Source organism: Micromonospora sp. CNZ285, assembly GCF_004637285.1.
Genome location: NZ_SPQD01000001.1, coordinates 6,183,883 through 6,209,635 on the forward strand (window position 1 = coordinate 6,183,883; position 25,753 = coordinate 6,209,635).

Annotated in this window: 24 protein-coding genes; 11 read left to right on the forward strand and 13 right to left on the reverse strand. The window is 74.4% G+C overall.

Annotated elements, in window-relative coordinates; translation table 11 throughout:
- Positions 1–116 precede the first annotated feature (116 nt).
- The gene (locus CLT75_RS28655) at positions 117–1,397 is read left to right on the forward strand and encodes a thymidine phosphorylase (protein WP_135243270.1); all 1,281 of its coding nucleotides are present in this window, start codon (positions 117–119) and stop codon (positions 1,395–1,397) included.
- Positions 1,398–1,498: 101 nt separating this feature from the next.
- Positions 1,499–2,179: a DUF4272 domain-containing protein gene (locus CLT75_RS28660; RefSeq protein ID WP_135243271.1), complete on the forward strand. Its 681-nt coding sequence runs from the start codon at positions 1,499–1,501 to the stop codon at positions 2,177–2,179.
- 6 nt (positions 2,180–2,185) lie between these two features.
- Here the strand turns inward: CLT75_RS28660 and CLT75_RS28665 are convergent, their stop codons facing one another.
- A complete protein-coding gene (locus CLT75_RS28665) occupies positions 2,186–3,037 on the reverse strand; it encodes a putative RNA methyltransferase (protein ID WP_135243272.1) in 852 nt (283 codons plus the stop codon).
- Between the two features lie 3 nt (positions 3,038–3,040).
- The gene (locus tag CLT75_RS28670) at positions 3,041–3,526 is read right to left on the reverse strand and encodes a MarR family winged helix-turn-helix transcriptional regulator (RefSeq protein ID WP_135243273.1); all 486 of its coding nucleotides are present in this window, start codon (positions 3,524–3,526) and stop codon (positions 3,041–3,043) included.
- Between the two features lie 57 nt (positions 3,527–3,583).
- Between CLT75_RS28670 and yczE the strand changes: the two genes are divergently transcribed.
- The 4 genes from yczE (at position 3,584) to CLT75_RS28690 (ending at position 6,423) form a co-directional block, all read left to right on the forward strand.
- Positions 3,584–4,204 carry a membrane protein YczE gene (gene yczE, locus CLT75_RS28675; RefSeq protein ID WP_135243274.1) on the forward strand — a complete coding sequence of 207 codons (621 nt, stop codon included), beginning with the start codon at positions 3,584–3,586 and terminating at the stop codon, positions 4,202–4,204.
- Complete coding sequence (locus CLT75_RS28680; protein WP_135243275.1) at positions 4,192–4,767, forward strand: NAD(P)H-dependent oxidoreductase; 576 nt, start codon at positions 4,192–4,194, stop codon at positions 4,765–4,767. Before yczE ends, CLT75_RS28680 begins: the two co-directional genes overlap by 13 nt.
- Positions 4,768–4,881: 114 nt before the next feature.
- Positions 4,882–5,295 carry a PPOX class F420-dependent oxidoreductase gene (locus tag CLT75_RS28685; protein ID WP_091415396.1) on the forward strand — a complete coding sequence of 138 codons (414 nt, stop codon included), beginning with the start codon at positions 4,882–4,884 and terminating at the stop codon, positions 5,293–5,295.
- Positions 5,296–5,346: 51 nt separating this feature from the next.
- Positions 5,347–6,423, forward strand: coding sequence for an adenosine deaminase (locus tag CLT75_RS28690; protein WP_013473969.1), 1,077 nt, complete (start codon positions 5,347–5,349; stop codon positions 6,421–6,423).
- On the opposite strand, the gene CLT75_RS33520 is transcribed toward CLT75_RS28690, so the two are convergent.
- Positions 6,424–6,690, reverse strand: coding sequence for a hypothetical protein (locus CLT75_RS33520; RefSeq protein WP_228531240.1), 267 nt, complete (start codon positions 6,688–6,690; stop codon positions 6,424–6,426).
- Between the two features lie 532 nt (positions 6,691–7,222).
- On the opposite strand from CLT75_RS33520, the gene CLT75_RS28700 reads away from it, so the two are divergent.
- The 4 genes from CLT75_RS28700 (at position 7,223) to CLT75_RS28715 (ending at position 12,317) form a co-directional block, all read left to right on the forward strand.
- The gene (locus CLT75_RS28700; protein ID WP_135243276.1) at positions 7,223–10,846 is read left to right on the forward strand and encodes a nitrate- and nitrite sensing domain-containing protein; all 3,624 of its coding nucleotides are present in this window, start codon (positions 7,223–7,225) and stop codon (positions 10,844–10,846) included.
- Entirely contained in the window at positions 10,843–11,247 is a 405-nt protein-coding gene (locus CLT75_RS28705; protein ID WP_013283992.1) for a roadblock/LC7 domain-containing protein, read from the forward strand. Before CLT75_RS28700 ends, CLT75_RS28705 begins: the two co-directional genes overlap by 4 nt.
- A 100-nt stretch (positions 11,248–11,347) precedes the next feature.
- Entirely contained in the window at positions 11,348–11,722 is a 375-nt protein-coding gene (locus tag CLT75_RS28710) for a DUF742 domain-containing protein (RefSeq protein ID WP_073827018.1), read from the forward strand.
- Position 11,723: 1 nt separating this feature from the next.
- Positions 11,724–12,317: a GTP-binding protein gene (locus CLT75_RS28715; RefSeq protein WP_030501201.1), complete on the forward strand. Its 594-nt coding sequence runs from the start codon at positions 11,724–11,726 to the stop codon at positions 12,315–12,317.
- Between the two features lie 124 nt (positions 12,318–12,441).
- Here the strand turns inward: CLT75_RS28715 and CLT75_RS28720 are convergent, their stop codons facing one another.
- The 3 genes from CLT75_RS28720 to CLT75_RS28730 all read right to left on the reverse strand — a co-directional run bounded on the left by CLT75_RS28720 (position 12,442) and on the right by CLT75_RS28730 (position 17,178).
- Entirely contained in the window at positions 12,442–13,662 is a 1,221-nt protein-coding gene (locus tag CLT75_RS28720) for an ABC transporter substrate-binding protein (protein ID WP_135243277.1), read from the reverse strand.
- A 122-nt stretch (positions 13,663–13,784) separates the two neighbouring features.
- Positions 13,785–16,181: a transposase gene (locus tag CLT75_RS28725; protein WP_135243278.1), complete on the reverse strand. Its 2,397-nt coding sequence runs from the start codon at positions 16,179–16,181 to the stop codon at positions 13,785–13,787.
- Positions 16,182–16,221: 40 nt separating this feature from the next.
- Positions 16,222–17,178: a DNA primase gene (locus CLT75_RS28730; RefSeq protein ID WP_135243279.1), complete on the reverse strand. Its 957-nt coding sequence runs from the start codon at positions 17,176–17,178 to the stop codon at positions 16,222–16,224.
- Positions 17,179–17,323: 145 nt separating this feature from the next.
- Here CLT75_RS28730 and CLT75_RS28735 point away from each other — a divergent pair, with 145 nt between their 5' ends.
- Positions 17,324–17,665: a helix-turn-helix transcriptional regulator gene (locus CLT75_RS28735; protein WP_135243280.1), complete on the forward strand. Its 342-nt coding sequence runs from the start codon at positions 17,324–17,326 to the stop codon at positions 17,663–17,665.
- Between the two features lie 28 nt (positions 17,666–17,693).
- Here the strand turns inward: CLT75_RS28735 and CLT75_RS28740 are convergent, their stop codons facing one another.
- From CLT75_RS28740 to CLT75_RS28770, 7 genes are all read right to left on the reverse strand, one after another.
- Positions 17,694–18,377, reverse strand: coding sequence for a permease prefix domain 1-containing protein (locus CLT75_RS28740; protein ID WP_135243281.1), 684 nt, complete (start codon positions 18,375–18,377; stop codon positions 17,694–17,696).
- Between the two features lie 62 nt (positions 18,378–18,439).
- Complete coding sequence (cydC, locus tag CLT75_RS28745; protein ID WP_486485375.1) at positions 18,440–20,260, reverse strand: thiol reductant ABC exporter subunit CydC; 1,821 nt, start codon at positions 20,258–20,260, stop codon at positions 18,440–18,442.
- Between the two features lie 52 nt (positions 20,261–20,312).
- Positions 20,313–21,992, reverse strand: coding sequence for a thiol reductant ABC exporter subunit CydD (gene cydD, locus CLT75_RS28750; RefSeq protein WP_135243283.1), 1,680 nt, complete (start codon positions 21,990–21,992; stop codon positions 20,313–20,315).
- Complete coding sequence (locus CLT75_RS28755; RefSeq protein WP_135243284.1) at positions 21,989–22,996, reverse strand: cytochrome d ubiquinol oxidase subunit II; 1,008 nt, start codon at positions 22,994–22,996, stop codon at positions 21,989–21,991. Before CLT75_RS28755 ends, cydD begins: the two co-directional genes overlap by 4 nt.
- Before the next feature lie 11 nt (positions 22,997–23,007).
- A complete protein-coding gene (locus CLT75_RS28760; RefSeq protein ID WP_135243285.1) occupies positions 23,008–24,255 on the reverse strand; it encodes a cytochrome ubiquinol oxidase subunit I in 1,248 nt (415 codons plus the stop codon).
- A gap of 102 nt (positions 24,256–24,357) precedes the next feature.
- The gene (locus CLT75_RS28765) at positions 24,358–25,263 is read right to left on the reverse strand and encodes a M56 family metallopeptidase (protein ID WP_030270547.1); all 906 of its coding nucleotides are present in this window, start codon (positions 25,261–25,263) and stop codon (positions 24,358–24,360) included.
- Positions 25,264–25,273: 10 nt separating this feature from the next.
- Positions 25,274–25,720 (reverse strand): BlaI/MecI/CopY family transcriptional regulator, encoded by a 447-nt coding sequence (locus CLT75_RS28770; RefSeq protein ID WP_135243286.1) that lies wholly within the window; start codon positions 25,718–25,720, stop codon positions 25,274–25,276.
- Positions 25,721–25,753: the final 33 nt, after the last annotated feature.

Sequence of the window (25,753 nt, forward strand, 5' to 3'; positions counted from 1 at the left end):
CGGGCGGTCAGGCTTGATCCCTCCGCCGGTCACGGTCGGCCCGATTCCTCGACGGTCACCGTTCGCGGGTTGAGCGCGACCAGCGACCATCCCGATTACTGATTGGATCATCAGAAGTGAGTGCTTTTACGGCGGTTGACGTCATCCGGGCGAAGCGGGACGGGGGTGTGCTGAGCGACGGGCAGATCGACTGGGTGGTCGACGCGTACACCAAGGGTCTGGTCGCCGACGAGCAGATGTCGGCGCTGGCCATGGCGATCCTGCTGCGCGGCATGACCGCGCCGGAGATCGCCCGGTGGACCGCCGCCATGATCGCCAGCGGCGAGCGGCTCGACCTGTCGCCGGTGTCCCGGCCGACGGTGGACAAGCACTCCACCGGCGGCGTCGGTGACAAGATCACCCTGCCGCTGACCCCGCTGGTGGCCGCGTGCGGCGCGGCGGTGCCGCAGCTGTCCGGCCGGGGCCTGGGCCACACCGGCGGCACGCTGGACAAGCTGGAGTCGATCCCGGGCTGGCGGGCGGCGCTCACCAACGACGAGTTCATCGCCCAGCTCCGCGACGTGGGCGCGGTGATCTGCGCGGCCGGCGACGGGCTCGCCCCGGCCGACCGCAAGCTGTACGCGCTTCGCGACGTCACCGGCACCGTCGAGGCGATCCCGTTGATCGCCAGCTCGATCATGAGCAAGAAGATCGCCGAGGGGACCGGCGCGCTGGTGCTCGACGTGAAGGTCGGCTCCGGCGCGTTCATGAAGAACGTCGACGACGCCCGCGAGCTGGCCCGCACCATGGTCGAGCTGGGCGGCGCGCACGGCGTCCGGACGGTCGCCCTGCTCACCGACATGTCCACCCCGCTCGGCCTGGCTGTCGGCAACGCGGTCGAGGTGACCGAGTCGGTGGAGGTGCTCGCCGGCGGCGGTCCGGCCGACGTGGTGGAGCTGACGCTGGCGCTGGCCCGGGAGATGCTCGACGCGGCCGGCCTGCCGGACGCCGACCCGGAGGCGGCACTGCGGGACGGCCGGGCGATGGACTCCTGGCGCACGATGATCCGGGCTCAGGGCGGTGACCCGGACGCACCGATGCCCACCGCGAACGAGGTCGAGCTGGTCACCGCGGCCGAGGACGGCTGGGTCGCCGAGATCGACGCGTACGCGATCGGGGTGGCCGCGTGGCGTCTCGGCGCGGGCCGGGCCCGCAAGGAGGACCTGGTGAGCATCCCGGCCGGCGTGGTGCTGCACAAGCGCCGCGGTGACCGGGTACGTGTCGGCGACCCGCTGTTCGAGCTGCGGGCCGAGCACGCCGAGCGGATGCCCGCCGCGCTGGACGAGGCGCGCCGCGCGGTGCGGGTGGCGCCGGACGCCCCGGACGCGACGCCGCTGGTCGTCGAGCGGATCGGCTGACCGGGGACGGCCATGGTGCCGGCCCGGCGGGAGCCGCTATCCTCCCAGGCCAGGGGGGATCGGCCGGCGACGAGCCGAGGTGAGCAGACAGGGGCTTGACCGTGCGCGTACCCGCTCCCGATCCCCGGGCCGTCCGGGAGGCGAGCCTGGACGAGTTGTCCCGGCTGGGTCTTCCGCTGCCGCCGCCGCAGTTCCCGCTGGTGTGGGAGCCGGGCGACGAGATCGAGCTGCGTCCGACCCCGGAGATCGAGGCCCGGATCGCGGTGCTGCACGTGATCCTGGCCCGCTGCTTCGGGATGCCCGCGCAGGCGGCGATGAGCTGGCTGCTGGAGTCGCACCTGGTCGACTCGGTGACGCCGCCGGAGTGGCAGTTCGTGATGGGCGGCCGGGGCGACCACAGGTCGTTCGTGCTGCACCACGACGCGCTGTTCTCGCTGGCCTGGGTGCTCGGGCTGGCCAAGGAGCTGGACCCGACGGTGCCGGTGGACGAGCGGCTGGTCGAGCGGATGCCGAACCTGGTGGCGGGGGAGACGTTCGGCCAGTGGCGGGCCCGGATCCTGGCCGCGCCGCAGCATCCCGGTGACGCCGCGGCGCTGCTCGACCTGCACTACTGCCTCGACTGGGCGTACCTGGAGACCGAGAAGGCCGGTGGCGCGCTGCCGGGCCTGGTGGACGCCAACGCGATCGGGCAGCGCCGGTGGGCGCTGGAGTGGGCGGTGGTGCTGCGCGGGCCGTACCACGACGAGCCGCCGGGCTGGGAAGAGGTCGACCTCTCCACCTGAGCCGCGTCAGCGCGGGCGGTGCACGCCGAGCCGGACGGAGAGCGTGACCGGCACCGGCTCGGTCAGCGCGGCGATGCGCGCCGCGAGCCGTCGCGGGTCGGCGTGCCAGGCGCTCGGTCCCATCCCGACGAGCGTGGTGACCTCGGCGCGGGTCAGCGCGAGCCGGGCCCGGTGCCCGGTCGCGGACTCCTCGGCGAAGTGGGCGCCGAGGCTGCCGGCGACCCGGTCGGCCTTGTCCGGGTCCACCCGCAGCAGGTCCAGCGCGTCGACGAGTTCGGCCAGGTGGTCGGCGGCCGGGGTGACCACCAGCAGCGCGCCGCCCGGGTCGAGCACCCGGTGGAACTCCGGGCCGTTGCGCGGCGCGAACACGTTCAGCAGCACGGCGGTGGACCGGCCGGCCAGGGGCAGCCGCTGCCAGGTGTCGGCAAGCGCGGCGGCGGCCCGCGGGTGCGCCCGGGCCGCGCGCCGCAGCGCCGGCTTGGAGACGTCCAGGGCCAGGCCGGCGGCGTCCGGCAGCGCCGCCAGCACCGCCGCGAGGTAATGCCCGGTCCCGGCGCCGGCATCCACCACCAGGGGGTACGGGTCGACGCCGGCGACGCGTACCGCTGTGGTCGCCAGCGCGGCGACGACGGCGTCGTAGTGACCGGCGGCGAGGAAGCCGGCGCGGGCGGCGACCATCTCGGCGCTGTCCCCGGTGTGCGGGGCGCGGCCGGCGAGCAGGTTCACGTACCCCTGCCGGGCGATGTCGAAGCTGTGCCCGCGCGGGCAGCGCAGCGCGCGTGCGGTGCCGGCGGTGGTCTCGGTGAGCGGCTCGGCGCAGACCGGGCAGCGCAGCCGGGCGAGGACGCGGTCGTCCACGGCTCAGTCCTCCGTCTCCGGTCGGCCGGGGAGGCGGCCGGTGAGGTGGCCGATCACCCGCTGGCTGAGCGTGCCGAGCGCGGCCACCTCGGCCGGGGTGAGCCGGTCGATCAGGTGCCGGCGGACGGCCGCCACGTGCCCTGGTGCGGCGGCCTCGACGGCCCGGCGCCCGGCCGGGGTGAGCACGACGACCGAGCCGCGGCCGTCGGTGGCGCACTCCTCCCGGGTGACCAGGCCGCGTTGCTGCATGCGGGAGATGTGGTGGGACAGGCGGCTGCGGGACCAGAGCATCCGGTCGGCCAGTTCGCTGAGCCGCAGCCGCTGCTCCGGGGTCTCGGAGAGGTCACTCAGGACGTCGTAGTCGGGCTCGGAGAGGCCGGCGTCCTGCATCAGTTCCCGGGCCAGTTCCAGGTCGAGCAGGCGGCGCATGCGGCGGTAGCCGCGCCAGGCGCGGTCCTCCTGCTCGTCCAGCCAGCGCGGTTCGTCCACGGACCGATCCTACCGGTGTTGTTGACATGTCACCAAGTTGCGCCCTAGGTTGATGACATGTCAACCAAACTGCCGTCCCGGCTGGTACGGCTGTTCGCCGGCCTGGCGCTGTTCGGCGTCAGCGTCGCGCTGATGGTCCGCGCCGACCTCGGGCTCGCGTCCTGGGACGTGCTGCACCAGGGCCTCGCCGACCGCACCGGCCTGCCGATGGGCGTGCTGGTCAATGGCGTGGCGCTGCTGGTGCTGCTGCTGTGGATCCCGCTGCGGCAGCGCCCGGGCGTCGGCACCGTGGCGAACGTCGCGCTCGTCGGCCTGGCCCTCGACGCGACGCTGACGCTCCTGCCGCCGGTCGCCCCGCTCGCCGGCCGCATCGGCCTGCTGGTCGCGGGCGTCCTGCTCAACGGCCTCGCCACCGCGCTCTACCTCGGCGCCCGCCTCGGCCCCGGCCCGCGGGACGGGCTGATGACCGGCCTGGCCGCCCGCGGTCTGCCGCTCGGCCCGGCCCGCACCGCGATCGAGGTGACGGTGCTGGCCGTCGGCTGGCTGCTCGGCGGCGCCGTCGGCCCCGGCACCCTGCTCTACGCGATCGGCATCGGGCCGATCGTCGCCTGGTTCGTTCCCCGGCTCACCGCCCCGGCCGCCGTCCCGACAGGAGTGACCTCACCATGCCCCGCCTGACCGTCGTCGTCGCCAGCACCCGCCCCGGCCGGGTCGGCCGCCGCATCGGTGACTGGTTCACCGCGGCCGCCGCCCGCCACGCCGGCTTCGACGAGGTACGCCTCCTCGACCTGGCCGAGGTCGGGCTGCCCTTCCACGACGAGCCGCACCACCCGTCCGAGCGGTTCTACCTGCACGAGCACACCCGGGCCTGGAGCGCCGAGATCGACGCCGCGGACGCCTTCGTCCTGGTCATGCCGGAGTACAACTACGGCTTCAGCGCGCCGCTGAAGAACGCGATCGACTACCTCTACCACGAGTGGCAGCACAAGCCGGTGGGCTTCGTCAGCTACGGCATGACCTCCGGGGGCCTGCGCGCGGTGCAGATGATCAAGCAGGTGGTGACCACGCTGAACATGACCCCGGTCAACGACCAGGTGGTCGTCTTCCTGCGGCAGGCGCTGGACGAGGCGGGCGAGCTGCGACCCGACCCCGGCCGCGAGGAGGCCGCCGCGCTCATGCTGGATCAGCTCGCCCGGCTGGCCGTCGCGCTCGCGCCGCTGCGGACCGAGGTGGCGCGGTGAGCGCGAGGAGTGAGCCGGGTTTGCGAGCCCCGCAGTCGCGAACGAAGGGAGCGCGGTGAGCGCGAGGAGTGAGCCGGGTTTGCGAGCCCCGCAGTCGCGAACGAAGGGAGCGCGGTGAGCGCCCGGCTCTGGGAACTGTTCGGCGAACGCGGGCGCGGGGTGCTCGCCACGCTGCGCCGGGACGGCCGGCCCCAGTTGTCCAACCTCGACTACCTGGCCGAACCGGGCCTGATCCGCTGCTCCACCACCGGCGACCGGGCGAAGGTGCGCAACCTGCGCCGCGACCCCCGGGCGAGCTTCCACGTGACCACCGCCGACGGCGGGGCGTACGCGGTCGCCGAGGGCACCGTGACGCTCACCCCGCCCGCTGCGGCCACCGACGACGCGACCGTCGACGAACTGGTCGAGGTCTACCGGCGGATCCGCGGCGAGCACCCGGACTGGGCCGACTACCGGGCCGCCATGGTCGCCGACGGGCGGGTGGTCCTGCGGCTCGCGGTGGAGCGGGTGTACGGCTGGCGACCCTGAACCGGTCCGGTCCACCGCCGCGCCCGTACCGGGGGTGACTAGGGTCTGAGCATGGTCGCAATCTCGTACGAGGACATCGTCAAGGTCCCGAAGGCGCTGCTGCACGATCACCTCGACGGCGGCCTGCGGCCCGCGACGATCGTCGAACTGGCCGCCGAGGTCGGCCACGAACTGCCCACCACCGACCCGGCGGCGCTCGGGGTCTGGTTCACCGAGGCGGCGAACTCCGGCTCGCTGGAGCGCTACCTGGAGACGTTCGCGCACACGGTGGCGGTCATGCAGACCCCTGCCGCGCTGCGCCGGGTCGCCCGCGAGTGCGCGCTGGACCTGGCCGCCGACGGTGTGGTCTACGCCGAGGTGCGCTTCGCGCCGGAGCAGCACCTGGAGCAGAACCTGACCCTGGACGAGGTGGTCGACGCGGTGGTCACCGGGTTCCGCGAGGGCAGCGCGCTGGCCGCCGAGGCGGGCACCCCGATCCGGATCGGCACGCTGCTCACCGCGATGCGGCACGCGGCCCGCTCGCAGGAGATCGCCGAGCTGGCCGTGCGGCACCGCGACACCGGTGTGGTCGGCTTCGACATCGCCGGCGCCGAGGCGGGCTTCCCGCCCACCCGGCACCTGGACGCGTTCGAGTACCTCCAGCGGGAGAACTTCCACTTCACCATCCACGCCGGTGAGGCGTTCGGCCTGCCGTCGATCTGGCAGGCGATCCAGTGGTGCGGCGCCGACCGGCTCGGCCACGGCGTCCGCATCGTCGACGACATCACCCCGGGCAACCCGCCGGTGCTGGGCCGGCTGGCCGCGTACGTGCGGGACAAGCGCATCCCGCTGGAGCTGTGTCCGTCGTCGAACGTGCAGACCGGCGCGGCGGCCTCGATCGCCGACCACCCGATCGGGCTGCTGCGCGACCTGCGGTTCCGGGTGACTGTGAACACCGACAACCGGCTGATGAGCGGCACCTCGATGTCGCGGGAGATGGCGCTGCTGGTGGAGGCCTTCGGCTACGGCTGGAAGGAACTCCAGTGGTTCACCATCAACGCGATGAAGAGTGCCTTCATCCCGTTCGACGAGCGGCTGCGGATCATCGACGAGGTGATCAAGCCGGCGTACGCCGAGCTGATCGGCTGATTACGACTGGCGGGGGTGGCCGGAGAGCAGTGCGGCCACCCCGCGCAGCACCTGCCCGGCCCGGGCCGCCTCGGCGCCCAGCCCGGTCTGCCGGCGCAGCACGGCCGGCTCGGCGCGCAGCAGCGCGACCCCGCGCCGGAGCAGCACCCGGGGCGCCTTGCGCTGCTCGGCGAGATCCCGGGCGAGGCGGCGCAGGAACGTCGCGCCGCGCGGGCGGCGCAGCGCGTACGCCCCGGCGAGCAGCCCCAGCCGGCGGCACTCGGCCACGATCTCGGCCGCGAAGATCCCCTCGGCGACGAAGATTGGCGATCCGTCGACATCGAATGGCCGGGTGGCTACCCGACGGTCTGCGCCGATCGCATAAACCGGCACTTCGGCCTTGCCCTCACGAGCCAGTCGGGCGATTGTTTGCACCGCCGTGTCCGAATCCCAGGACAAGGGGGACTCCCAATCCACCTGTCCGTTTCGACGCGGACACGTAGGGTCATCGCCGTCCTTGTAGAAGTCGTCCAGGCAGAGCACCGGAAGTCCGGTTCGCTGGGCTATGTATGACTTTCCGGACCCGGAGGGGCCGGCGAGCAGGACGACGCGGTGCGGGTGTTCCATTACCTTCAGTGACTCCGGCCAGACGGATTGCTATCAAATTGCATCAACATCTCATCACACCTCCGGTGAGGGACAACCTGGTCTTTCTCTTTGCGGAGCGGCGTGATGGAATCTCGGAGGTCCGACCCGCCGGGTCGGTCGCTCGGCGTTGCCCTCAGGGTGGCGCGGGGCGCGGTAATGCGAGGGCGGTGACGTGAGCAAACGGCCAACGACGGCGGGCTCCTTCCTGTCGCGGCTGCGCCGGCCGATGAGTCGGCTGCGCGATATGCCGATCTGGTCCAAGCTCGGTCTGATCATGATCGTGCCGACCATCGCCACGGTCGTGGTGGGCACCAGTGGTCTGGTCGACCACCTGGAGACGCTCAACAATGCCAACCGGGCGGGGGATCTGGCCAACCTGATCGGCTACTCGGGTGACCTGGTCGACACCGTGCAGGACGAGCGGGTCGGCGCCGTGCTCTTCCTCGGCGCGAAGGAGTTCCAGACCCGGGCGCAGTACCAGGAGGGTTACAACCGCGCCAACCAGCGGGTGGACCAGGCGAAGTCGCCGTACCTGCGGCAGCGTGGCGAGATCGACGACCTGCCCCGCAACTTCGTCGGGCTGCTCGACACGATCGACACTCAGCTGAAGGACCTTCCGGCGACCCGCAGCCAGGTGCTGAACGGCAAGCTGAAGATCAATGACGCCGACCAGGCGTACCGGCAGCTGATCGAGGATCTGCTGGCCATCCGCGACTCGGCCACCCAGCTCGCCGGCAACAACGACCTGAGCGACCGGATGCGCGCGGCGGCCGCCGTCGCCCGGCAGAAGGAATACCTGACCCAGCGCCGGGTCGTCGTCCACCAGGCGCTGACCCAGAACCAGTACACCGCCGCGCTGCGCGAGCAGTTCATCGCCAGCGGCACCGGCCAGTCGCAGTCGCTGGCGACCTTCCAGGCGGTCGCCACCGAGCCCGACAAGCTGTTCTACGAGCAGACCGTCTCCGGGCCCGACCTGCGCAAGGCCGACCGCTTCACGAGTTTCGTCTCGGGCAACAACAACGGCTCGATGGAGAACGCCCCGTTCGGGGCGGACCAGTGGGACCAGACCATGGTCGCCAACGCCAAGCTGATCCGGACCGTGGAGGCCCGGCTCGACGGCAACGTGGTCCGGCAGGCCGACGCGCTGCGTTCGGACACCCAGCGCCAGGTGTTCCTGGAGACCGGCCTGCTGCTCACCATGCTGCTGCTGGCCATCCTGTTCGCGTACCTGGTGGCCCGCTCGATGGCCCGCTCGCTGCGCGACCTGCGCCAGGGCGCCCTGGCGGTGGCCCAGTACGGGCTGCCACAGGCGGTCGCCCGCCTGCGCGACCCGCAGGTGACCGGCCAGCTCTCCCCGGTGCAACTGGCAAACCAGATCGCCGAACCGCTGCCGGTGCGCAGCAAGGACGAGTTCGGCCAGGTGACCGAGGCGTTCAACGCCGTCCACCTGGAGGCCGTCCGGACCGCCGCCGAGCAGGCCGCCCTGCGGGCCTCGGTCGCGACCATGTTCGTCAACCTGGCCCGCCGCTCGCAGATCCTGGTCGACCGGCTGATCGGCCACCTCGACCGGCTGGAGCGCGGCGAGGAGGACCCGGACCGGCTGGCCGAGCTGTTCCAGCTCGACCACCTGGCCACCCGGATGCGCCGCAACGACGAGAACCTGCTGGTCCTCGCCGGTGCGGACTCCACCCGTGTGCAGCGCGAGCCGGCCGCACTGATCGACGTGCTGCGCGCCGCACAGTCCGAGGTCGAGCACTACACCCGGATCGAGTTCGGCGTGATCGACAGGGACATCGAGGTCGCCGCGCACGCGGTCAACGACCTGGTGCACCTGGTCGCCGAGCTGTTCGACAACGCCACCGCCTTCTCCCCGCCGGACTCGCAGGTCATGGTGGAGGCCCGGCGGGTCGGCGACCGCGCCTCCCTCTACGTGGAGGACCGCGGCATCGGCATCAGCACGGAGCAGCTCCGCGACCTCAACGAGCGGCTGGCCACGCCGCCGCAGGTGGACGTCGCGGTCTCCCGGATGATGGGCCTGGTCGTGGTCGCGCGGCTGGCCGCCCGGCACGGCGTCCGGGTCGAGCTGCGGCCGGGCGCCGACCGGGGCACCGTCGCCGACGTGACGCTGCCGACCTCGGTCCTGGTGCCGCGCGCCCTGGCCGGCCGTGGCCTGCCCGGACCGGCCCTGCCGGCAGCGGGCCCGCAGCAGAACGGCCCGGCACCGGCCTTCGGCGCCCTGGCGGCCTTCGGCAACAACAACCCGCCGAGCCTGCCGCCGGCGCCCCACCCGGGCTCCTCGGGCAACCAGGTCACGCTCGGCGGACGGGCGTTCGACCCGGCGCCGCGCAACGGCTCGGGCACCCCGGCGAACGCCGGTGGCGGCCGTGCCATGCCGGCCTGGTCCGACCTGACCGGCGCCAGCCCGTCCGGCGGCGACGGCGGATTCGGCGGCCGGCCCAACGGCCAGTCGACGGACCCGCTTCCGCAGCGGCGCAACCCGGCCGACGGCGACCCGGGCAGCACCGGGCAGCAGCCGGCGATCCCGCGCCAGCTGCCGAGCAGCCCGGAGGCGCGGCCCTACAGCCCGCCGCCGGTCTCCGCGCCGCCGGTCCCGCCGGTGTCGGCCCCGCCGCTGCCCCCGGTCTCCGGCGTGCCGGTCTCCGGCAACCCGTTGCCGTACCGCCCGGTCTCGGCCGCGCCGGTCTCCGGTGACCCGTTCTCGGGCCGCCCGGTCTCCGCGGCGCCGGTCTCCGGTGACCCGCTGCCGTACCGTCCGGTCTCGGCCGCGCCGGTGTCCGGGCAGCCCGCCGCCGGGTACCCGGCCTCCGCGCCGCCGGCGAACCAGCCGCAGGCACGTCCGATGCCCGCACCGGGTGTCAGCGCCCCGCCGGTCTGGCCGCCGGTCGCGCCGACCCCGGCTCCGGCGGCGCCGGAACGGCCCACCGGTGGCATGGACATGACCACCGAGCTGCCCCGGGTGCCGCGCACGGAGATTCCGGCCACCCCGCAGCAGGCGGCCGGCCGGCCGTCCGCCGCTCCGGCCGCGAGCCGGCCGGCCGAGGCCCCGGCGGCGAACCGCCCGGCGGCACCGGTGGCACGCCCGGCCGCGCCGCAGCAGCAGGGCAACCGTCAGCGGTACGCGGACGAGACGATGGAGCTGCCGATCTTCCGGGAGCTGGAGTCGGCGTGGTTCCGCACCCGCCGGCCCGGGCCCAACGAGGAGTCGGCGGCACCGGCCGCGACGACGAACGGCGGCGCCGCCACCGAGCAGTTCGCCAAGGTGGACACGGCCGGCCGGCCCGTGCCGCAGACGACACCCGCAACGACAGGTAACACGCCGATGGCACAATCTCCGACGGCCGGCGGAGCACCGCGTGACAACGGCGCGGCGAACGGGAACACCCGTCCCGCGTACACCGGCGGGTTGCCCACCCGGCAGCCGACCGCGTCGCCGCAGTCCTCCTCCCCGTGGCAGACGGCGGCCGACGACGGCTGGCGTGCCGCCTCGGCGGCCACCGAGGTCCCGGTTGCGGAGACCACCCAGAAGGGCCTGCCGAAACGGACGCCGATGGCGCAGCTCGTGCCCGGCAGCATCGAGAAGCCTTCCGCGTCGGTGCAGCGGCGTACTCCGGAGGGTGTTCGGGGCCTGCTCTCGGCCTACCATCGGGGCGTGCAGCGCGGGCGTAACACCGACAGCAACACGACCGGCCCGGAGGGCACTCCGGGCGGGCAGCAGTCCTCGCAGTCTGACTCAGGCCCGGTGGCCGGGAGCGGGCAGAAGGAGCAACAAGGATGACTACTACGCAGGATCTCGGATGGCTGCTCGCCAACTTCGCCGACCGGGTGCCCGGTGTGGCGCACGCGGTCGCGGTCTCGGCCGACGGCCTGCTTCTGGCCTCGTCCCGTGACCTTCCGCGGGACCGTGCCGACCAGCTCGCCGCGATCGCGTCCGGTCTGGTCAGCCTGACCCAGGGCGCGGCCCGCTGCTTCGAGGGCGGGGCGGTGTTGCAGACAGTCGTCGAGATGGACAACGGTTTCCTGTTCCTGATGTCCATCTCCGACGGCTCGTCGTTCGCCGTGCTGGCGGCGCGGAGCTGCGACGTGGGTCAGGTCGGGTACGAGATGGCCCTGCTCGTGGACCGGGTGGGCGATGCCCTGACGCCGCAGCCGCGCACGGCTGTGGGGATGATGGGCTGAATGACGCGCTGGCCGGTGGGTCAGGTGCGGGAACAACAACGACAGCGACGGATGTCACCGGGGCGAGCCGGTGCCGGGTACGAGGGAGGTGAGCGGCGACATGGATCGTGACGAGCCGACCGGCGCGTTGGTCCGGCCGTACGCCGTCACCCGCGGTCGTACCCGTCCCCGGCTCGACATCGCCCTGGAGGCACTCGTCGAGACGACGGTGCGCGGCCGAGCGGTTGCCACTGGCAATGGTGGCCACGGTCGTGAACACCAGTACATCGCCGCGTTGTGTGACGGACGTGTGCAGTCGCTCGCCGAGATCGCGGCGCGGATGCAGCTTCCGCTCGGCGTGGCCCGGGTGCTCATCGCCGACATGGCGACGGACGGCCTGGTCGCGGTCCACGAGCCGACCATTTTGGACGACTCCGACGACGCGGTGGGCACTGAACTGCTGGAGAGGGTGCTGAGTGGACTTCGCAGGCTCTGACATGTCGCACCGGCCGCCGGCCCCGAGCGGCCGAGTGACGTCGGCGAAGATCGTTATCGCCGGTGGGTTCGGCGTCGGCAAGACGACGCTGGTCGGCTCGGTCTCCGAGATCACGCCGCTGACCACCGAGGCGATCATGACCTCCGCCGGTGTCGGCGTCGACGACACCCGGCAGGTGCCGGGCAAGACGACGACCACGGTGGCGATGGACTTCGGTCGTATCTCGATCGACCGGGATCTGATCCTGTACCTGTTCGGTACGCCGGGTCAGACGCGGTTCTGGTTCATGTGGGACGAGTTGGTCCGGGGTGCGATCGGCGCGGTGGTGCTGGTCGACACCCGGCGGCTCGCCGACTGCTTCGCCGCCATCGACTTCTTCGAGCACCGGCGGCTGCCGTACCTGGTGGCCATCAACTGCTTCGACGGCATGCAGTACCACGATCCGCAGGACGTCCGGGACGCGCTGGCGATCTCCCGCGACGTGCCGGTGGTGCCGTGCGACGCCCGTAACCGGGAGTCCACGAAGCACGTGCTGATCTCGCTGGTCGAGTACGTGCTCACCATGCGGCGCTCGCGGGCCGTCGCGCCCGCCTGACCGACGCGCGGAAGCGCCCGGCGGCCCCAGGGCCACCGGGCGCTTCTTGCCGTCCGGGGTCGGACACGGTAGGCGACCGCCCGGTGACCCTCCATGCGGGACGGTCACCGGGCGGTGAGCGGGGTCAGGCGTAGCGGGTCCAGGTGCCGCGGAACACCTGGTACACGGCGAGCGAGTCGGGCTCCATGCCGCCGTGCCGGTCGGCGCTGAAGGCGTACCCGCCGGCGATGCCCTCGACGGTCTGCGCCTGCAGGAGGGCCCGCAGCCGGCCCCGGTCCAGGCTCGTCGCCATCCGCGCCGACGTGGCGAGGAGCTGGAGCGCGTCCGAGGCGTACGGGGCGAAGTCCGGGCTGACGCCGTGCCGCTGCGTGTAGCGGTTGACGAAGTCCCTGCGGGCCAGCTGCGCCGTCGTGGTGGCGGTGGCGGCGGAGACGTCCAGGCAGGCCGGGTGCACCGCGTACGCGCCCTCCACGGCGGCGGCGTTCGCCCCCTGGACGGTGTCGTCGGCGACCGCGCCGGCGTCGAAGAAGATCGGGCCGCGGTGACCGGCGGCGCGCAGCTCCCGTGCCGCGACTCCGGAGTCCGGTGCGGTGCCCCAGACCACGACGCCGTCCCGCTGGCCCCCGGCGACGCGTTCGGCGGCGGCACGGAAGCGCCGGCCGGTCGCCGGCAGGCGTACCGTGCGGGCCAGGTCGACGGTGCTGTCGGCGAGCGCCTCCCGCATCGCCCGCACACCCGAGTCGCCGTGCATCCCGTCGGCGGCGAGCACCGACACCCGCCGGATCTTCTTGGACTCGAACAGCTCCACCAGGCGACGCGCCATGTCGACGGCGTCCGGGGTGAGCTTGTAGGTGAACGTGCGCTCGTCCAGCGGCAGCACGATGCGGTCACCGTAGCCGAGCGACAGGAACGGCGTCTTGACCCGCTGGGCTGCCGCCGCGAGGGCCGCCGAGGTCTCGCCGAGAACACCGCCGATCAGCGCCTGCGCGCCGATCCGGGTGAGGTCGGCGGCGTGCCGGGCGGCGACCTCGGGATTGCTGCCGTTGTCCAGGATCTGGAGCCGGACCGACCGGACCAGGTTCCCCACCGGCAGGCCGGTGCGGTTGAGCGAGTCGGCGGTGAGCTGCAGGGCCTGCCGCTGGGCGACGCCGAGCAGCGACCCGGCGCCGGTCAGTTCCAGGCTCGCGCCGACGATCAGATCCTGGTCGCTCGGCGCGCTGCTGGACGGGCCGTCCTCCGGCCGCTGGCCCTGCGGAGCGCAGCCGGCGAGCAGCAGGCTCCCGGCAGCGGCGGCGAGGACGCCCCGCCGGGTGAGCACAGTGGAGTCGAACGCCGGTGTCGCCAATGGAATCGCCTTCCCACCCCGGCGAACAGGCGCCGCCGCTGGTCCGCCGGGTATGTTCCCGGCCGGTCCAGCCCAGCGTCAAATCGCCCCGGTGTGGGATGAAACACCCCCGGCGAGCCCGGTCAGGAGCGGTAGCCCGCCGAGCGGTACTCGTACTCCCGGTCGTCGTCGCGGTCGCCGGTGTCGCGGGTGAAGTCCCAGCCGCCGGCCGCCTCACGGCCCGGACGGCCGCCTACGGCGAAGCCGCCGATCTCCTGGCCGCGCCGCCAGCCCCGGAAGTATCCGGTGGTGTTCTCGGCGAGGCTCGCCGCGTTCCGGACGATCCGCAGAGGACGCTCCTCGCGCAGCGGGGAGCCCGGCACCAGGTTGGCCTGCGGCACGCGCTTCGGCAGCCCGGCCTTGGTCTCGGCGCCGACGGAGGGACGGGCGGCCTGTTCGGCCGCCTGCCAGCCGGTGTCGGCGGTGGTCGACCACTCCAGGTCGGCCTCGTCGCCGTGCCCGACGAACCAGGCGGACTTGGCCTGCGCGAAGATCAGCAGGTCGCCGTCACCCTCGTCGGAGACCGGCGGCGGCCGGTGCTCCTTCGGAGCGGGACGCCGCTCGGGCGCGGCGGGCAGCGGCACGCGGCCCGGGTCGCCCTGGTCGACGAGACGCAGCGGCGGCGTCTCCAGACCGGGGTCGGCCGAGCGGCTCATCTCGTCGCGCAGCGCCCGGTCCGCCAGCGGCGGCGGCTCCACCAGCCGCAGCATCGGCGGCTCCTGCGGCAGGTCGTCGGCGAGCCACGGCGGCGTGACCCGGCCCGGGTCGCTCGGCGCGTCCACACCCCGCCCGTACGGGTAGGTGGTGCCCTCCCGCTCCCGGGCGGCGTCGTCCTCGGTGTTCACCAGCGGCCAGTTCGCCCGGGAGCCCGGCGGGGCCTCCGGCGCGGGCGGGCGCGGGGCCGGCACCGGAATACTCAGGTCGGTGGCGCTGAAGCCACCGGTCGGCGGTTCCTGGTGCTGGTTGGTCTTGGGCCGGGGCGGGATGACGGTGCGCTGCCGCTCGGCCCGCGCCTTGTTGATGGCCGCGGTGGTGAGTGTCGGCCGGAACGGCTCGCCGGCCTCGGCGGGCGGCACGGCACCGCGCGGGGACGGGGCGATCGGTGTGATCCCGGGGGGCGGCGGTGGCGGCGCGGAGATCGGCCGGTTGGTGGGGCCGTCCACCCGCGACGGCAGCGGCGCGCCGGTCGGCTCGGGCCGCGCCGGGGGAGCCGACGACGGCCGGCCCAGTGCGGCTGCCGGAGCGACGGGCGTGACCGGCGCCGGGGCGACCGGCGGCGGCGTGACGGGCGCCGGGGCGACCGGCGGCGGGCCGAGCGGCCGGGGCGTCGTCGTGGCGGCCGGACCGGACACCGGCTCCGGACGGCTGCGCCGCCCGCCGGGGACCGGCTCGGGACGGCCTCGACGGCCGGCCGGCTCGGGTGCGCCGGCCGGTTCGGGACGGCCGCGCTGCGGCTCGGCGTTCGGCTCCGGCGGGATCGCGCGCACCGGACGCAGGTCGGCCGCGGGCGCCGGGGCCAGTTCGTCGACCTGCTCGCCCCGTCGCGCGGCGGCCCGGCGGCCGGTCGCGGGGGAGGGAGCGGTGCGTTCGGCGAGCGCGCCGACGAGCGCGTCGCAGCCGGCGTCACAGGTGCGGACGGAGGCGACGGCCTGCCGTACGGTCTCGGCGACGGCAGCGGTGAGCGTGCGGTTGACGGTGGCCCGCCGGGGCGTCTCGGAGATGGCGACGCGCAGCGCGGTCACCGCGTCGGAGACGGCGTCGGCGTCGGCCACTCCCTCGCCGGCCAGATGCGCGACGACCGCGTCGGCGGCCGTCGCGCCACCACGGCCCGCGGGGCCGAGGAGCATGCCCGGCTCGGGCAGCGCGTCGAGCACCGCCAGGGCGACCCGGTCGGCAGGATCCGGGTAGGCCCGCAGCGCGGCCGGGTAGAGCTCGCGGAGCACCTCGCGCAGCGTCACCGCGGCGGAGTGCCGGCCACTCGCCAGCGCCGCGTGCGCGGCCAGGACCTGCGTGTATCCGGCCAGCTCACGCGGTGCCGGGAGGGTCACCGCGGAGAGCGCGCCGGCCTGGAGCGCGCGGGCCAGCCCGACCGCGCGGCGCTCGGCGGGCGGGGACTGCATCTCCTCCAGGGAGTCGTCGTCGGCGAAGCGCTCGGCGAAGTCGTCGACCGAGTCGTCGTCGGCGATCGCCAGCGGCCGGCCGGCGGCGCTCAGCAGCGAGGTGACGATGTGGTCGTCGCTGTCGGCGGCGATGGCCGCGCCGCTCGGACCGCCGGACCGCTCCACCAGCAGCGCGACCAGCCGGGCGTAACCGGCGGGATCGTCACCGATCTCGCAGACGTGCAGCAGACGGCCTGCGTCGTCGACCACAGCGGACGTCAGCGTCGTTCCGGCCGAAGCCGTTCGGTCGGCCGGATCTGCCGAGGCCAGACCGCAGTACACGCGCACGAGCGCCACGGCGTCGTCCTCCTCCCGGGACACAGGTCTTGCTCTGCCAGAGACTGATGCTCCCCGCTCCGGGTCAGTCGCGCCAGTCCACAACCGCAGAGATCTTGCCGACAATGGTGCGCCAACCCAAACTTGCGGTTTGTGCCCCGATTTTCTTCAGCCGGCGCCGACCAAGGAAACCACCGACGCCACCGTTGACGGAAGCGCGCAGAGCCTCGTCCAGGTCGTCCAGGCTGGAGCCGGCCGAGAGCATGTCCAGCACGGCGGGTAGCCGCAGGGCGTACGCCAGGTCACGGGCGATCTCACCGGCTTCGATGAGCAGCTCGTGGTCCCACGCGTCGTGGCCGCCGCGCAGGTTCTCGACCACCAGGTCGAGCTCGTACGTGTCCTCGTCCAGCGGGGCGATGTCGGCCGGTTCCAGCCGTTCGGACAGTTCATTCCAACTGTCCAGCTGGGACAGATCGTTCGGTGCGCCGGAACGGATGAAAGTGACCAATGACTCGGGGGTCTTGAAGAGCAGGAGCCGGCCCTTGTGGGTGAGGAAGAGCGGCACCTCCTCGTCGCCCGCCTCGTCCTCGTCCTCGTCGTCCTCGGCCTCGGAGTCGTCCTCGTCGGCCTCGGCCTTCTCGTCGTCCGAGGCGTCGGCCTTGCCCTTGCGGCGGGACTTGGCGTCCTTCTCCTCGTCCTCGTCGTCCTCCTCGGCGGAGAGGGCGGCGAACTCCTCGTCGAGGATCACCACCTCCTCGTCCTCCTCGGTCTCGACGACCTGACGGCGGGCCAGGAACGGGTCGTCCTGGTCGCGCTCGGCGACGTCGGTCGGGGTCAGCTCGCGCGCCGGCCGGTACGCCCGCAGCGTGAAGCCGGTGCCGGCGGGCAGGGCGATCTCCACCGGGTCGATCCGCACCTCTTCCCAGAGCGCGCGGTCCGCCGGCGGGCGGTCCTCCTCGACCTCGTCGGCCGCGGCGGCGGCGTCGGTGTCGTCGAGCTCGGGCTCGTCGGCGTCGGGCCGTTGGGGCGACTGGCGGGCCACGCTGACCTCCGTGTGCGTTCGGGTTGCCCACCCGACGGCGTCGCGCCGCCGAGTGACTCTGCGCACATACCCTAGTGGGCGACGGTTCCGACCGGGAGTCGCACCCCTTGGCGTCGCGGCGGCACGACAAGTAGCGTTGCTACGCATGAAGGCGCAGGCGCTGCACGGACACCTGGACGCGCTCCTGCTCGCCGTGCTGGAACGAGGCGCGCTGCACGGCTACGCGATCATCGAGGCGTTGCGGGCCCGCAGCGGCGGCACGCTGGATCTGCCCACCGGCACCATCTATCCGGCCCTGCGCCGGCTGGAGCGGGCCGGGCTGGTGGCGAGCACCTGGAGCACCGTCAACGGCCGGGAGCGCCGCACGTACGAGCTGACCGAGGCCGGCGGCCGCGCGCTCGCCGGGGAGCGGGCCGGCTGGCACGAGTTCAGCGCCACCGTCGGGCGGTTCCTCGGCGCGGACGAGCCGCCCACCGCGCCGGTCTGACGGGCGCCTCAGCAGCCCGGCCGGCCGCTCAGCCGGCCAACCGGCGGTCGGCGAGCACCCAGCAGCGGGCCGCCCGGGCCAGCGCGAACCAGGCCGCCGAGACCACCACCATCCCGATGACCAGGGGCGGCCAGGTGAGCGCGGCGTCCCACAGACCGATCGACCAGCCGAACAGCGCGCCCCCGGCGATCGCGCCGAGCAGCAGGCTGCCGGTCAGACCGAAACCGATCAGCCGCGCCGGGCGGACGAGTCGCGGTGAACCCCACCGGGCGACCAGCGGACCGACCAGCAGCGCGACCAGCGCCAGCGCGGCGACCACGCCCCAGATGCCGTTCAGCGAGGCGGAGAGCAGCAGGTAGCTCCGCGGCGGCGGCGGACCGCCGCTCCAGCTCGACCCCTGCCAGGTCAGGTCACCGGCGGCGATGAGCACCACCGCCACCACGAGCGTGCGCAGCGCCAGCCCGCGCAGCGCGCCGACGGCCAGCTCGGCCTGGAAACCCGGCACGAGCTGGGCGTCGCTGCCGAACTCGGCGACCGCCCGCCGCTCCGCCTCCGCACGCGGCAGGCCCCCTTCCCGGTACGCCTCGACGGCGTCCTCCAGCGCGTGCCGCGCCTCGGTCAGCAGGTCGGTCTTGAGCCGGTTCGGCCCGTGCAACCGCGTGGACAACTCGTGCAGCCGGCGGTCGACCACTGCCTCCTCATGCACCCGCATGGGGTAAGCCTGCCACCGGCGGGCGACAACCCGCGTCAGGGGAAACCCGGATCGGCCGGGCGTCAGGGCGTGATCGCCAGGTAGCCGCGCTCGGCCGCCTCCTGGCGCAGCCACTGCTCCCGGTACCAGCCGGGGCGTGCCACCAGCTCGTCGTGCCGGCCGCGCTGCACCACCCGGCCGCCTTCGAGCACCACGATCTCGTCGAACCCGGCGAGGCCGCTGAGCCGGTGGCTGATCAGCAGCACCGAGTGCCCGGCCGGGGTGGCGGCGAGCGTGGAGTCCAGCACCGCGTCGGCGGCCGCCGGGTCGAGCCCTTCGGTCGGCTCGTCGAGCACCAGCACCGGTGGGGCGGCCAGCAGCGCGCGGGCCAGCGCAAGCCGCTGCCGCTGCCCGCCGGAGAGCTGCCCGCCCTGCTCGCCGACCACCGTGTCCCAGCCGTCTGGCTGTTCGCGTACCCAGTCGAGCAGGCCCGCCGCCCGGGTCGCGGCGACCAGATCCGCCTCGGTGGCGTCCGGGCGGCCGAGGAGCAGGTTCTCCTTGACCGTGGCGTGGAAGACGTACGCCTCGGCGAGCAGGCCGCCGACCACCCGGGGCAGGTGCTCGGCCGGGATCTCGGACACCGGCACGCCGCCGGCGGTGACGCGGCCGGTGTCGGGGCGTACCGCGCCGGTGAGCACCGCGGCGAGCGTGCTCTTGCCGGCGCCGCTCGGCCCGACCACCGCCACCCGGCGGCCGGCCGGCAGGTCGAGGTCGAATCCGGCCAGGGCGGGGGCGGCGCCGGCCCGGTAGCGGACCGTCACGTCGGCGAACCGCACGTCGTGGCCGTCGACAGTGGGCTCCGGCGCGTCCGGTCGGGTCGCCGGGCCGGGCTCGGTGAGCAGGTCGGCGACCCGGGCCAGCCCGGCCCGCAGCTGGGTGCGCTGGCGGGCCGCCGCGACGAGCGCGAGCGCCACCTCCACGGCGGCGAGCGAGCCGACCGCGAGGACGCCGACCAGCACGCCGCCGACCTCGGCGCGCAGCGCCACGACCACCACGGCGGCGGCGGTGAGGCCACCGACGAGGACGCCGAGCGCGTCCACCGCGAAGCCGGTCGCGGCGAGCCGGCGTTCCAGCCGGGCCAGTCGTCCGGCCCGCTCGTCGGCGGCGGCGAGCGCGGCGCCTGTCGCGCCGAACGCGGCCAGGTCGGCGGCGCCGTGGGTGAGGTCGACCGCGTCCACGGCGAGCGCGCCCCGCAGCGGGGCCACCTCGTCGGCGGCGCGGCGGGTGATCCGGGCGGCGAGCGCGGGGAGCGCCACCCCCGCCACGAGCAGGCCGAGCGCGAGCACACCGGCGGCCGGTGGCGAGATCAGTGCGGCGACGCCGACCGCGAGCACGCTGACGAGTGCTGCCGCCGCACCCGGTACGAGGACGCGCAGCAGCAGGTCCTGGGCCGCCTCCACGTCGGAGACCAGGCGGCTCAGCGCGTCCCCGGTACGGCGGCCGGTCTCCCGGCGGGCGGCGAGCGTGGCGAAGACGCGGGTCCGCACGTCGGTGATCATGCGCAGGACGGCGTCGTGCCCGGCGAGCCGTTCGGTGTACCGGAACACGCCCCGGCTGACCGCCAGTGCCCGGACCGCGACGATCGCCACCGTCAGCCGGTCCAGCGGCGGACGGCCGGCGGCGCTCATCAGCAGCCAGGTGGCGGTGGCCATCAGCGCCAGGCCGGCGAACTCGGTGGCGGCGGCGAGCAGCCCGGCGCCGAGCAGCCGGCTCAGGTAGGGCCGGGCCAGGCGCAGCACCGCACGTTCCGCCCCGGGCCGGGCGGGCGCGGGCGGTTCCGGCGAGCCGGAGGGCGGCATCGGAACCCCTGTCGGCCCGGCCGGCTCGCGGCCCACAGGCGTCATGCCGTCGCCGGCGGTCACCGGGTCACCGCCGGGCGGGCGGGGGAGACGGGGCTCATCGGGGCACCCCCGGTCCGGTGGCGGTCGGGTGCAGTTCGGTGACCCGGCCGTCCTCGACGCGCAGGATCCGGTCGGCGTCGGCGAGCAGCGCGGGCCGGTGCGCGACGAGCAGCGCGGTACGTCCGGCGACCAGCCGCCGGGTCGCGTCCAGCACGACCGCCTCGCTGGCGCTGTCCAGCCGCGCTGTCGGCTCGTCGAGCAGCACGATCGGCGCGTCCCGCAGGAACGCGCGAGCCAGCGCTACGCGTTGCCGCTGCCCGCTGGACAGGCCGTGGCCGCGCTCGCCGAGGCGGGTGTCCAGCCCGTCGGGCAGGGCGTCGACCACCTCGTCCAGCGCGGCGTCGGTGACCGCCGCGGCGAGCGCGGCGTCCGGGGTGTCCGGTGCGCCGAGGCGGATGTTGTCGGCCAGCGACCCGGCGAACAGGTGCGCCCGCTGCGGCACCCAGGCCAGCTCGCGCCGCCAGGCGTCGAGGTCGACGCCGGCCAGGTCCACCCCGTCGACGGTGACCCGGCCCGAGGTCGGTGCGACGAAGCCGAGCAGCAGGTTGAGCAGCGTGCTCTTGCCCGCGCCGCTGGGCCCGATGATCGCCACCCGGTCGCCGGGCCGGACGGTCAGCGTGACGTCGCGTAGCGCGGTGGTGCGGTCGTACGCGACTGTGACGCCCTCGAAGCGGATCTCACCACGGCCGCGCGGCGCCGGACGGCGGGGCTCGGCGGTGGCGGGCGCGTCGGTGGCGGAGAGCGTGAGCGCCTCGTTCAGCGCGGTGAGTCCTTCCATGCTGGCGTGAAACCGGCTGCCCGCGGCGCGCAGCGGCAGGTACGCCTCCGGGGTGAGCAGCAGCACCAGCAGTGCGGTGGAGAGCGTGAGGCCGCCGCCGAGCAGCCGGATGCCGACCGGCACCGCGACCAGCGCGACGGAGAGCGTGGCGACCAGTTCCAGCACCAGAGCGGACAGGAACGCGATGCGCAGCGTCTTCATGGTGGCCTGGCGGTGGCCGTCGGCCATCCGGCGTACCACGTCGACCTGCCCCTTGGACCGGCCGAACGCGCGTAGCGTGGGCAGCCCGGCGACCATGTCGAGGAAGTGCCCGCCGAGCAGCGACAACCGGCGCCACTGCCGTTCGGTGGCGGCCTGCGCCTGCCAGCCGAGCAGCGCGCCGAAGATCGGGATGAGCGGGATGGTGAGCGCGATGATCAGCGCCGAGCTCCAGTCGGCGAACACGATCCGGGCCAGCACCGCCACCGGCACCGTGACGCTCAGCACGAGCTGCGGCAGGTAGCCGGTGAAGTACGGGTCCAGCGCGTCCAGGCCGCGCCCGGCCAGCGTGGCGAGCTGCCCGGCCCGCTGCCCGGCGACCCAGGTGGGGCCGTGCCGGCCGACCGCGCCGAGCAGGTCGGCGCGCAGCGCCGCCTTGACCGTGGCGGCGGCCCGCGCCGCGACTGTGCCCTGCGCCCAGCTCACCAGCGCCCGCCCGGCCACAGCGGCCACGAGACCGGCCAGCGCCGGCCGGTGCAGCCGCCCGTCGAACGCCGTCGCCAGCAGCGTCGCCAGCGCGGTGGCCTGGGCGATCACCAGCAGTGCGGTGAGCCCGCCCAGCACCGCGAGCACGGCGAGGTCGCGCCGGGCCGCGGGGACCCGACGCAGCAGACGCGGGTCGAACGGGCGGCGGTTCACCAGTACACCGGTGCCCTGCCGTCGATCCGTCCCCGGAAAACCCACCAGCACATCGCCTGAAAGCCTAGTAGGGCCGGCAGGAGCGGTAGCGCGAGCCATCCCAACAGCGCCAGCGTCGGGTGGCTGGCGGCCGCCTCGGTCACCGTCAGCGACGCCGCCGGGTCGGTGGTGGAGACCAGGATCCGGGGCCAGAGCGCGGCCCCGATCAGCGGCGCGGGCAGCGCCAGCGCCGTCGCGGTCGCGGCGAAGGCCACCAGGGCCCGGCCCCGCCGCAGCGCCGCGCGGGCCGCCAGCAGCGCCGCCACGAGCGCCAACGGCAGGAGTACGGCGACAGCCGGGCGCGCCACCGCGGCGCGTACCCGATCGGAGAGCACACCCAGGACGGTGGCCGCGCCGACCGCGACGAGTGCGGCGGGCACCAGGCCGGCCGCCAGCCGGGCGAGGGCCGGCGCCTCGGCGGCGGGCAGCCGGAGCGTGAGGAACGTCGCACCGTGCACCGCCACCAGCGCGAGCAGCGCCAGCCCGGCGGCGGCGACGAACGGGGTGGCGAGATGACCGACACCGACCACGTGGCCGTCGGCGCTCAGCGGCACGCCCTGAAGCAGCCCGGCGAGCACCGCGCCCCAGCCCAGCGCGGCCAGCACGCAGCCGACCACCACCACCCGGTCCCAGCGGGCGCGGGCGGTGGCGGAGGCCGGGCGGCTGCGCAACTGCACCCCGGCGGTCACCAGCACCACACCGGCCAGCGCGGCGAGCACCGCCGGGTAGAAGCCGGAGAGCAGCTCGCCCTCCAGCCGGGGGAACGCGCCGAACAGGATGCCGACGGCGGCGACCAGCCAGACCTCGTTGCCGAGGAAGAACGGCCCGAGCGCGGTGAGCGTGGCCCGGCTTCCCGGCGCCGGGCCGCGCCGGGCCAGCAGCAGGCCGACGCCGTAGTCGTAGCCGCCGAGCACGAGGTAGGTGGCGAAGAAGAGGCCGAGCAGGGCGTACCAGGCGAGTTCCACGGCGGGCTCCCTCAGACGAACACGGGCTGGTGGTGGGCGTCGCTGTCGGGCGCGGGCGGGCGGCCGAGCGCGGGGTCCTGCGCGCCACGGGCGGCGTGCCGGGCCATCAACGTCCAGTTGGTCACCGCGAGCGCGCCGAGCAGCAGACTGAACCCGATCAGCGAGGTGAGCATCAGCCCCGGTGAGACCGGCGAGACGGCCTGCGCGGTGGGCAGCAGCCCGTACGCGGCCCAGGGCTGGCGGCCGACCTCGCGGGCGATCCAGCCGAGCAGCATCGCCACGAAGGGCAGCGGCAGGCCGAGCAGGATCAGCCAGAGCGGCGCCTTCAACCTGATGATCCAGTCGCGCCAGAGCAGCGGCAGCAGGAGCCAGAGCGCGCCGAGCGTGAAGCCGATCAGGATCATGAAACCGAGGCCGACGTTGGAGAGCACAGGTGGTTCCCAGTCGCCCGGGCCGAAGCGCGCGGTCCAGTCGGCGACGAGCGCGTCCCGCTCCGGCCCGCCGCCGAACTTGGTCGGCTGGAGCTGCCCGACCGGCCCGAACTGGGCGAAGCCGAAACCCTGGAGCAGGCTGACCGCTAGGGCCGCGGTGACCAGGCCGAGCCGCAGCGAGGTGCGGAACAGCGCGTAGTCGGGAGTGCGCCGCAGCAGGTGCCAGGCGCTCACCGCGGCCATCAGCAGGCCGCCGGTGACCAGGCTCGCCGAGATCACGTGGCCGAACGCCATGCCGAACGTGGGGTTGGTGAGCAGCGCGCCGAAGTCGGTGAGGTGGGCGACGCCGTCGCGGACCTCGTATCCGACGGGGTTCTGCAGCCAGGCGTTCGCCACCATGATCCAGAAGGCCGAGGCGTACGCGGTGATCGCCACGCCCCAGAGCAGCGCCAGGTGGACGCCGCGCCGCAGCCGGTGCCACCCGAAGATCCACATGCCGAGGAACGTGGACTCCAGGAAGAACGCCACCAGCGTCTCGATGGCCAGTGGCGCGCCGAACACGTTCCCGACGTAGCGCGACAGCCCGCTCCAGTTCAGGCCGAACTGGAACTCCATCACGATGCCGGTGGCGATGCCGAGCACGTAGTTGATCACGTAGAGCTGGCCCCAGAACCGGGTCAGCCGCTCATACACAGGCTTGCCGGTCAGGTAGCCGGCCGTCTGCAGCCCGACCAGGAGCGTGACCAGGCCGAGCGTGACCGCCACGAACAGGAAGTGGATCGAGGTGGTGGTGGCGCACTGGAGGCGGGCGAGGAGCAGCGGGTCCACTGTCGTCTCCCATGGGTTGGCTCTCTTGTCGTAGCCAACCTACACGTAGCCTCGCTACCTATAGGGGCGCGCGGACCCGGAGAAGTCCCGTAGGGGGCGACGTCAGCTCAGGAACAGGGCGAACGGCAGGGAGACGAGCGTGCCCGCGACCGCCAGCGCCATCGCGCCGAGCACCCGCGGCGGGCGGTCCGCGACGAGCAGCCGCTGCACGCGTACGTCGAGGTCGCGGTCGCCGAGTCCGAGCGTGCCGGCCGGCTGGACCCGATGCTCGGCGGCGGCGAACCGGCGCAGCGCACCGGCCAGCGGCGCGTCCGCGTGCAGCTCCCGGGCCTTGTCGTCGGCGCGCATCTCGACCAGCAGCGCCACCCGCGCGTGCGCGTCCCGCACCCACCGGAACCAGGGCAGCGCCCGGCACAGCGCGGTGAACGGCAGCAGCACCAGGTCGTGCCGCTCCTGGGCGTGCGCCCGCTCGTGGGTGAGCACCGCCGCCAGCTCGGCCGGATCGAGCAGGTCGAGCGTGCCCGCGCTCACCACCACCCGGGGACGCACCCCGGGCAGGCAGTACGCCGCGGCGCTCGGGTGGTCGAGCACCAGCGCGCCGGGCACCGTCGGGTCACGCCGGGCCACCAGGTGCAGCAACTCCCGGTGCCGGCGCTGGGCGCGGACCGCGCCGTGCAGGCTGCGTACCGTCGTGGTGAGCAGCACCGCGCCGATGCCGAGACCGACGCCGACCAGGCTGAGGTGCACCGCGCCCACCCCGGCCGGCAGCGTGCCATGCGCCAGGTCGTCGGCCAGGGCCACCAGCGCGTGCCCGGTCGCCCGGTCGTACGCGTCGAGCCCCAGCGCCATCGGCAGCCCCATGGCCGACAGGCCGAGCGCCAGCCCGACCGCCTGCCAGCAGATGATCGCCACCCGGGGTGCCCGCCAGGTCCAGCGCGCGGCGGCGAGGACCTGCGCGGTCAGCCAGCAGGCCAGGATGATCGCGGCGAAGTGCAGGGCGTACGCCACGGCAGCCGCCCTACCGGTCCGTCGCCTCGTCGAGCGCCGACCGGCCGGGCCGGGGGTTCTCGACCCGGCCGGCCGGTCCGTCCTCGACAGTCGCCCCGGCCTCGGCGCCGAGCGCGGCGCGGAGCACGTCCGCCTCCGTGCCGGTCACCGAGCGGGCGAAGCGTACGAGTGCGGCGTCCCGGCTGCCGCCGAGGTCGAGGGCTTCGAGCATGAGCTGGGCGATGTGCGCCTCACGGGTGGCGGCCGGACGGTACCGCCAGGCGCGGCCCTCCCGCTCACGCTGCACCATGCCCTTGCCGGCGAGCCGGTCGAGCACGGTCATCACGGTGGTGTAGGCGAGTTCCCGGCCGTCCAGGGCGTCGGCGACCTCGCGCACGGTCACCCCGCCCGACGAGGCGGGCGCCGCGTCCCACAGCACGTCCATCACCGCACGCTCAAGGTCCCCCAGCCGAGTCACCCGTCAATCCTACCCCCGGTAGTAGATCCCCTT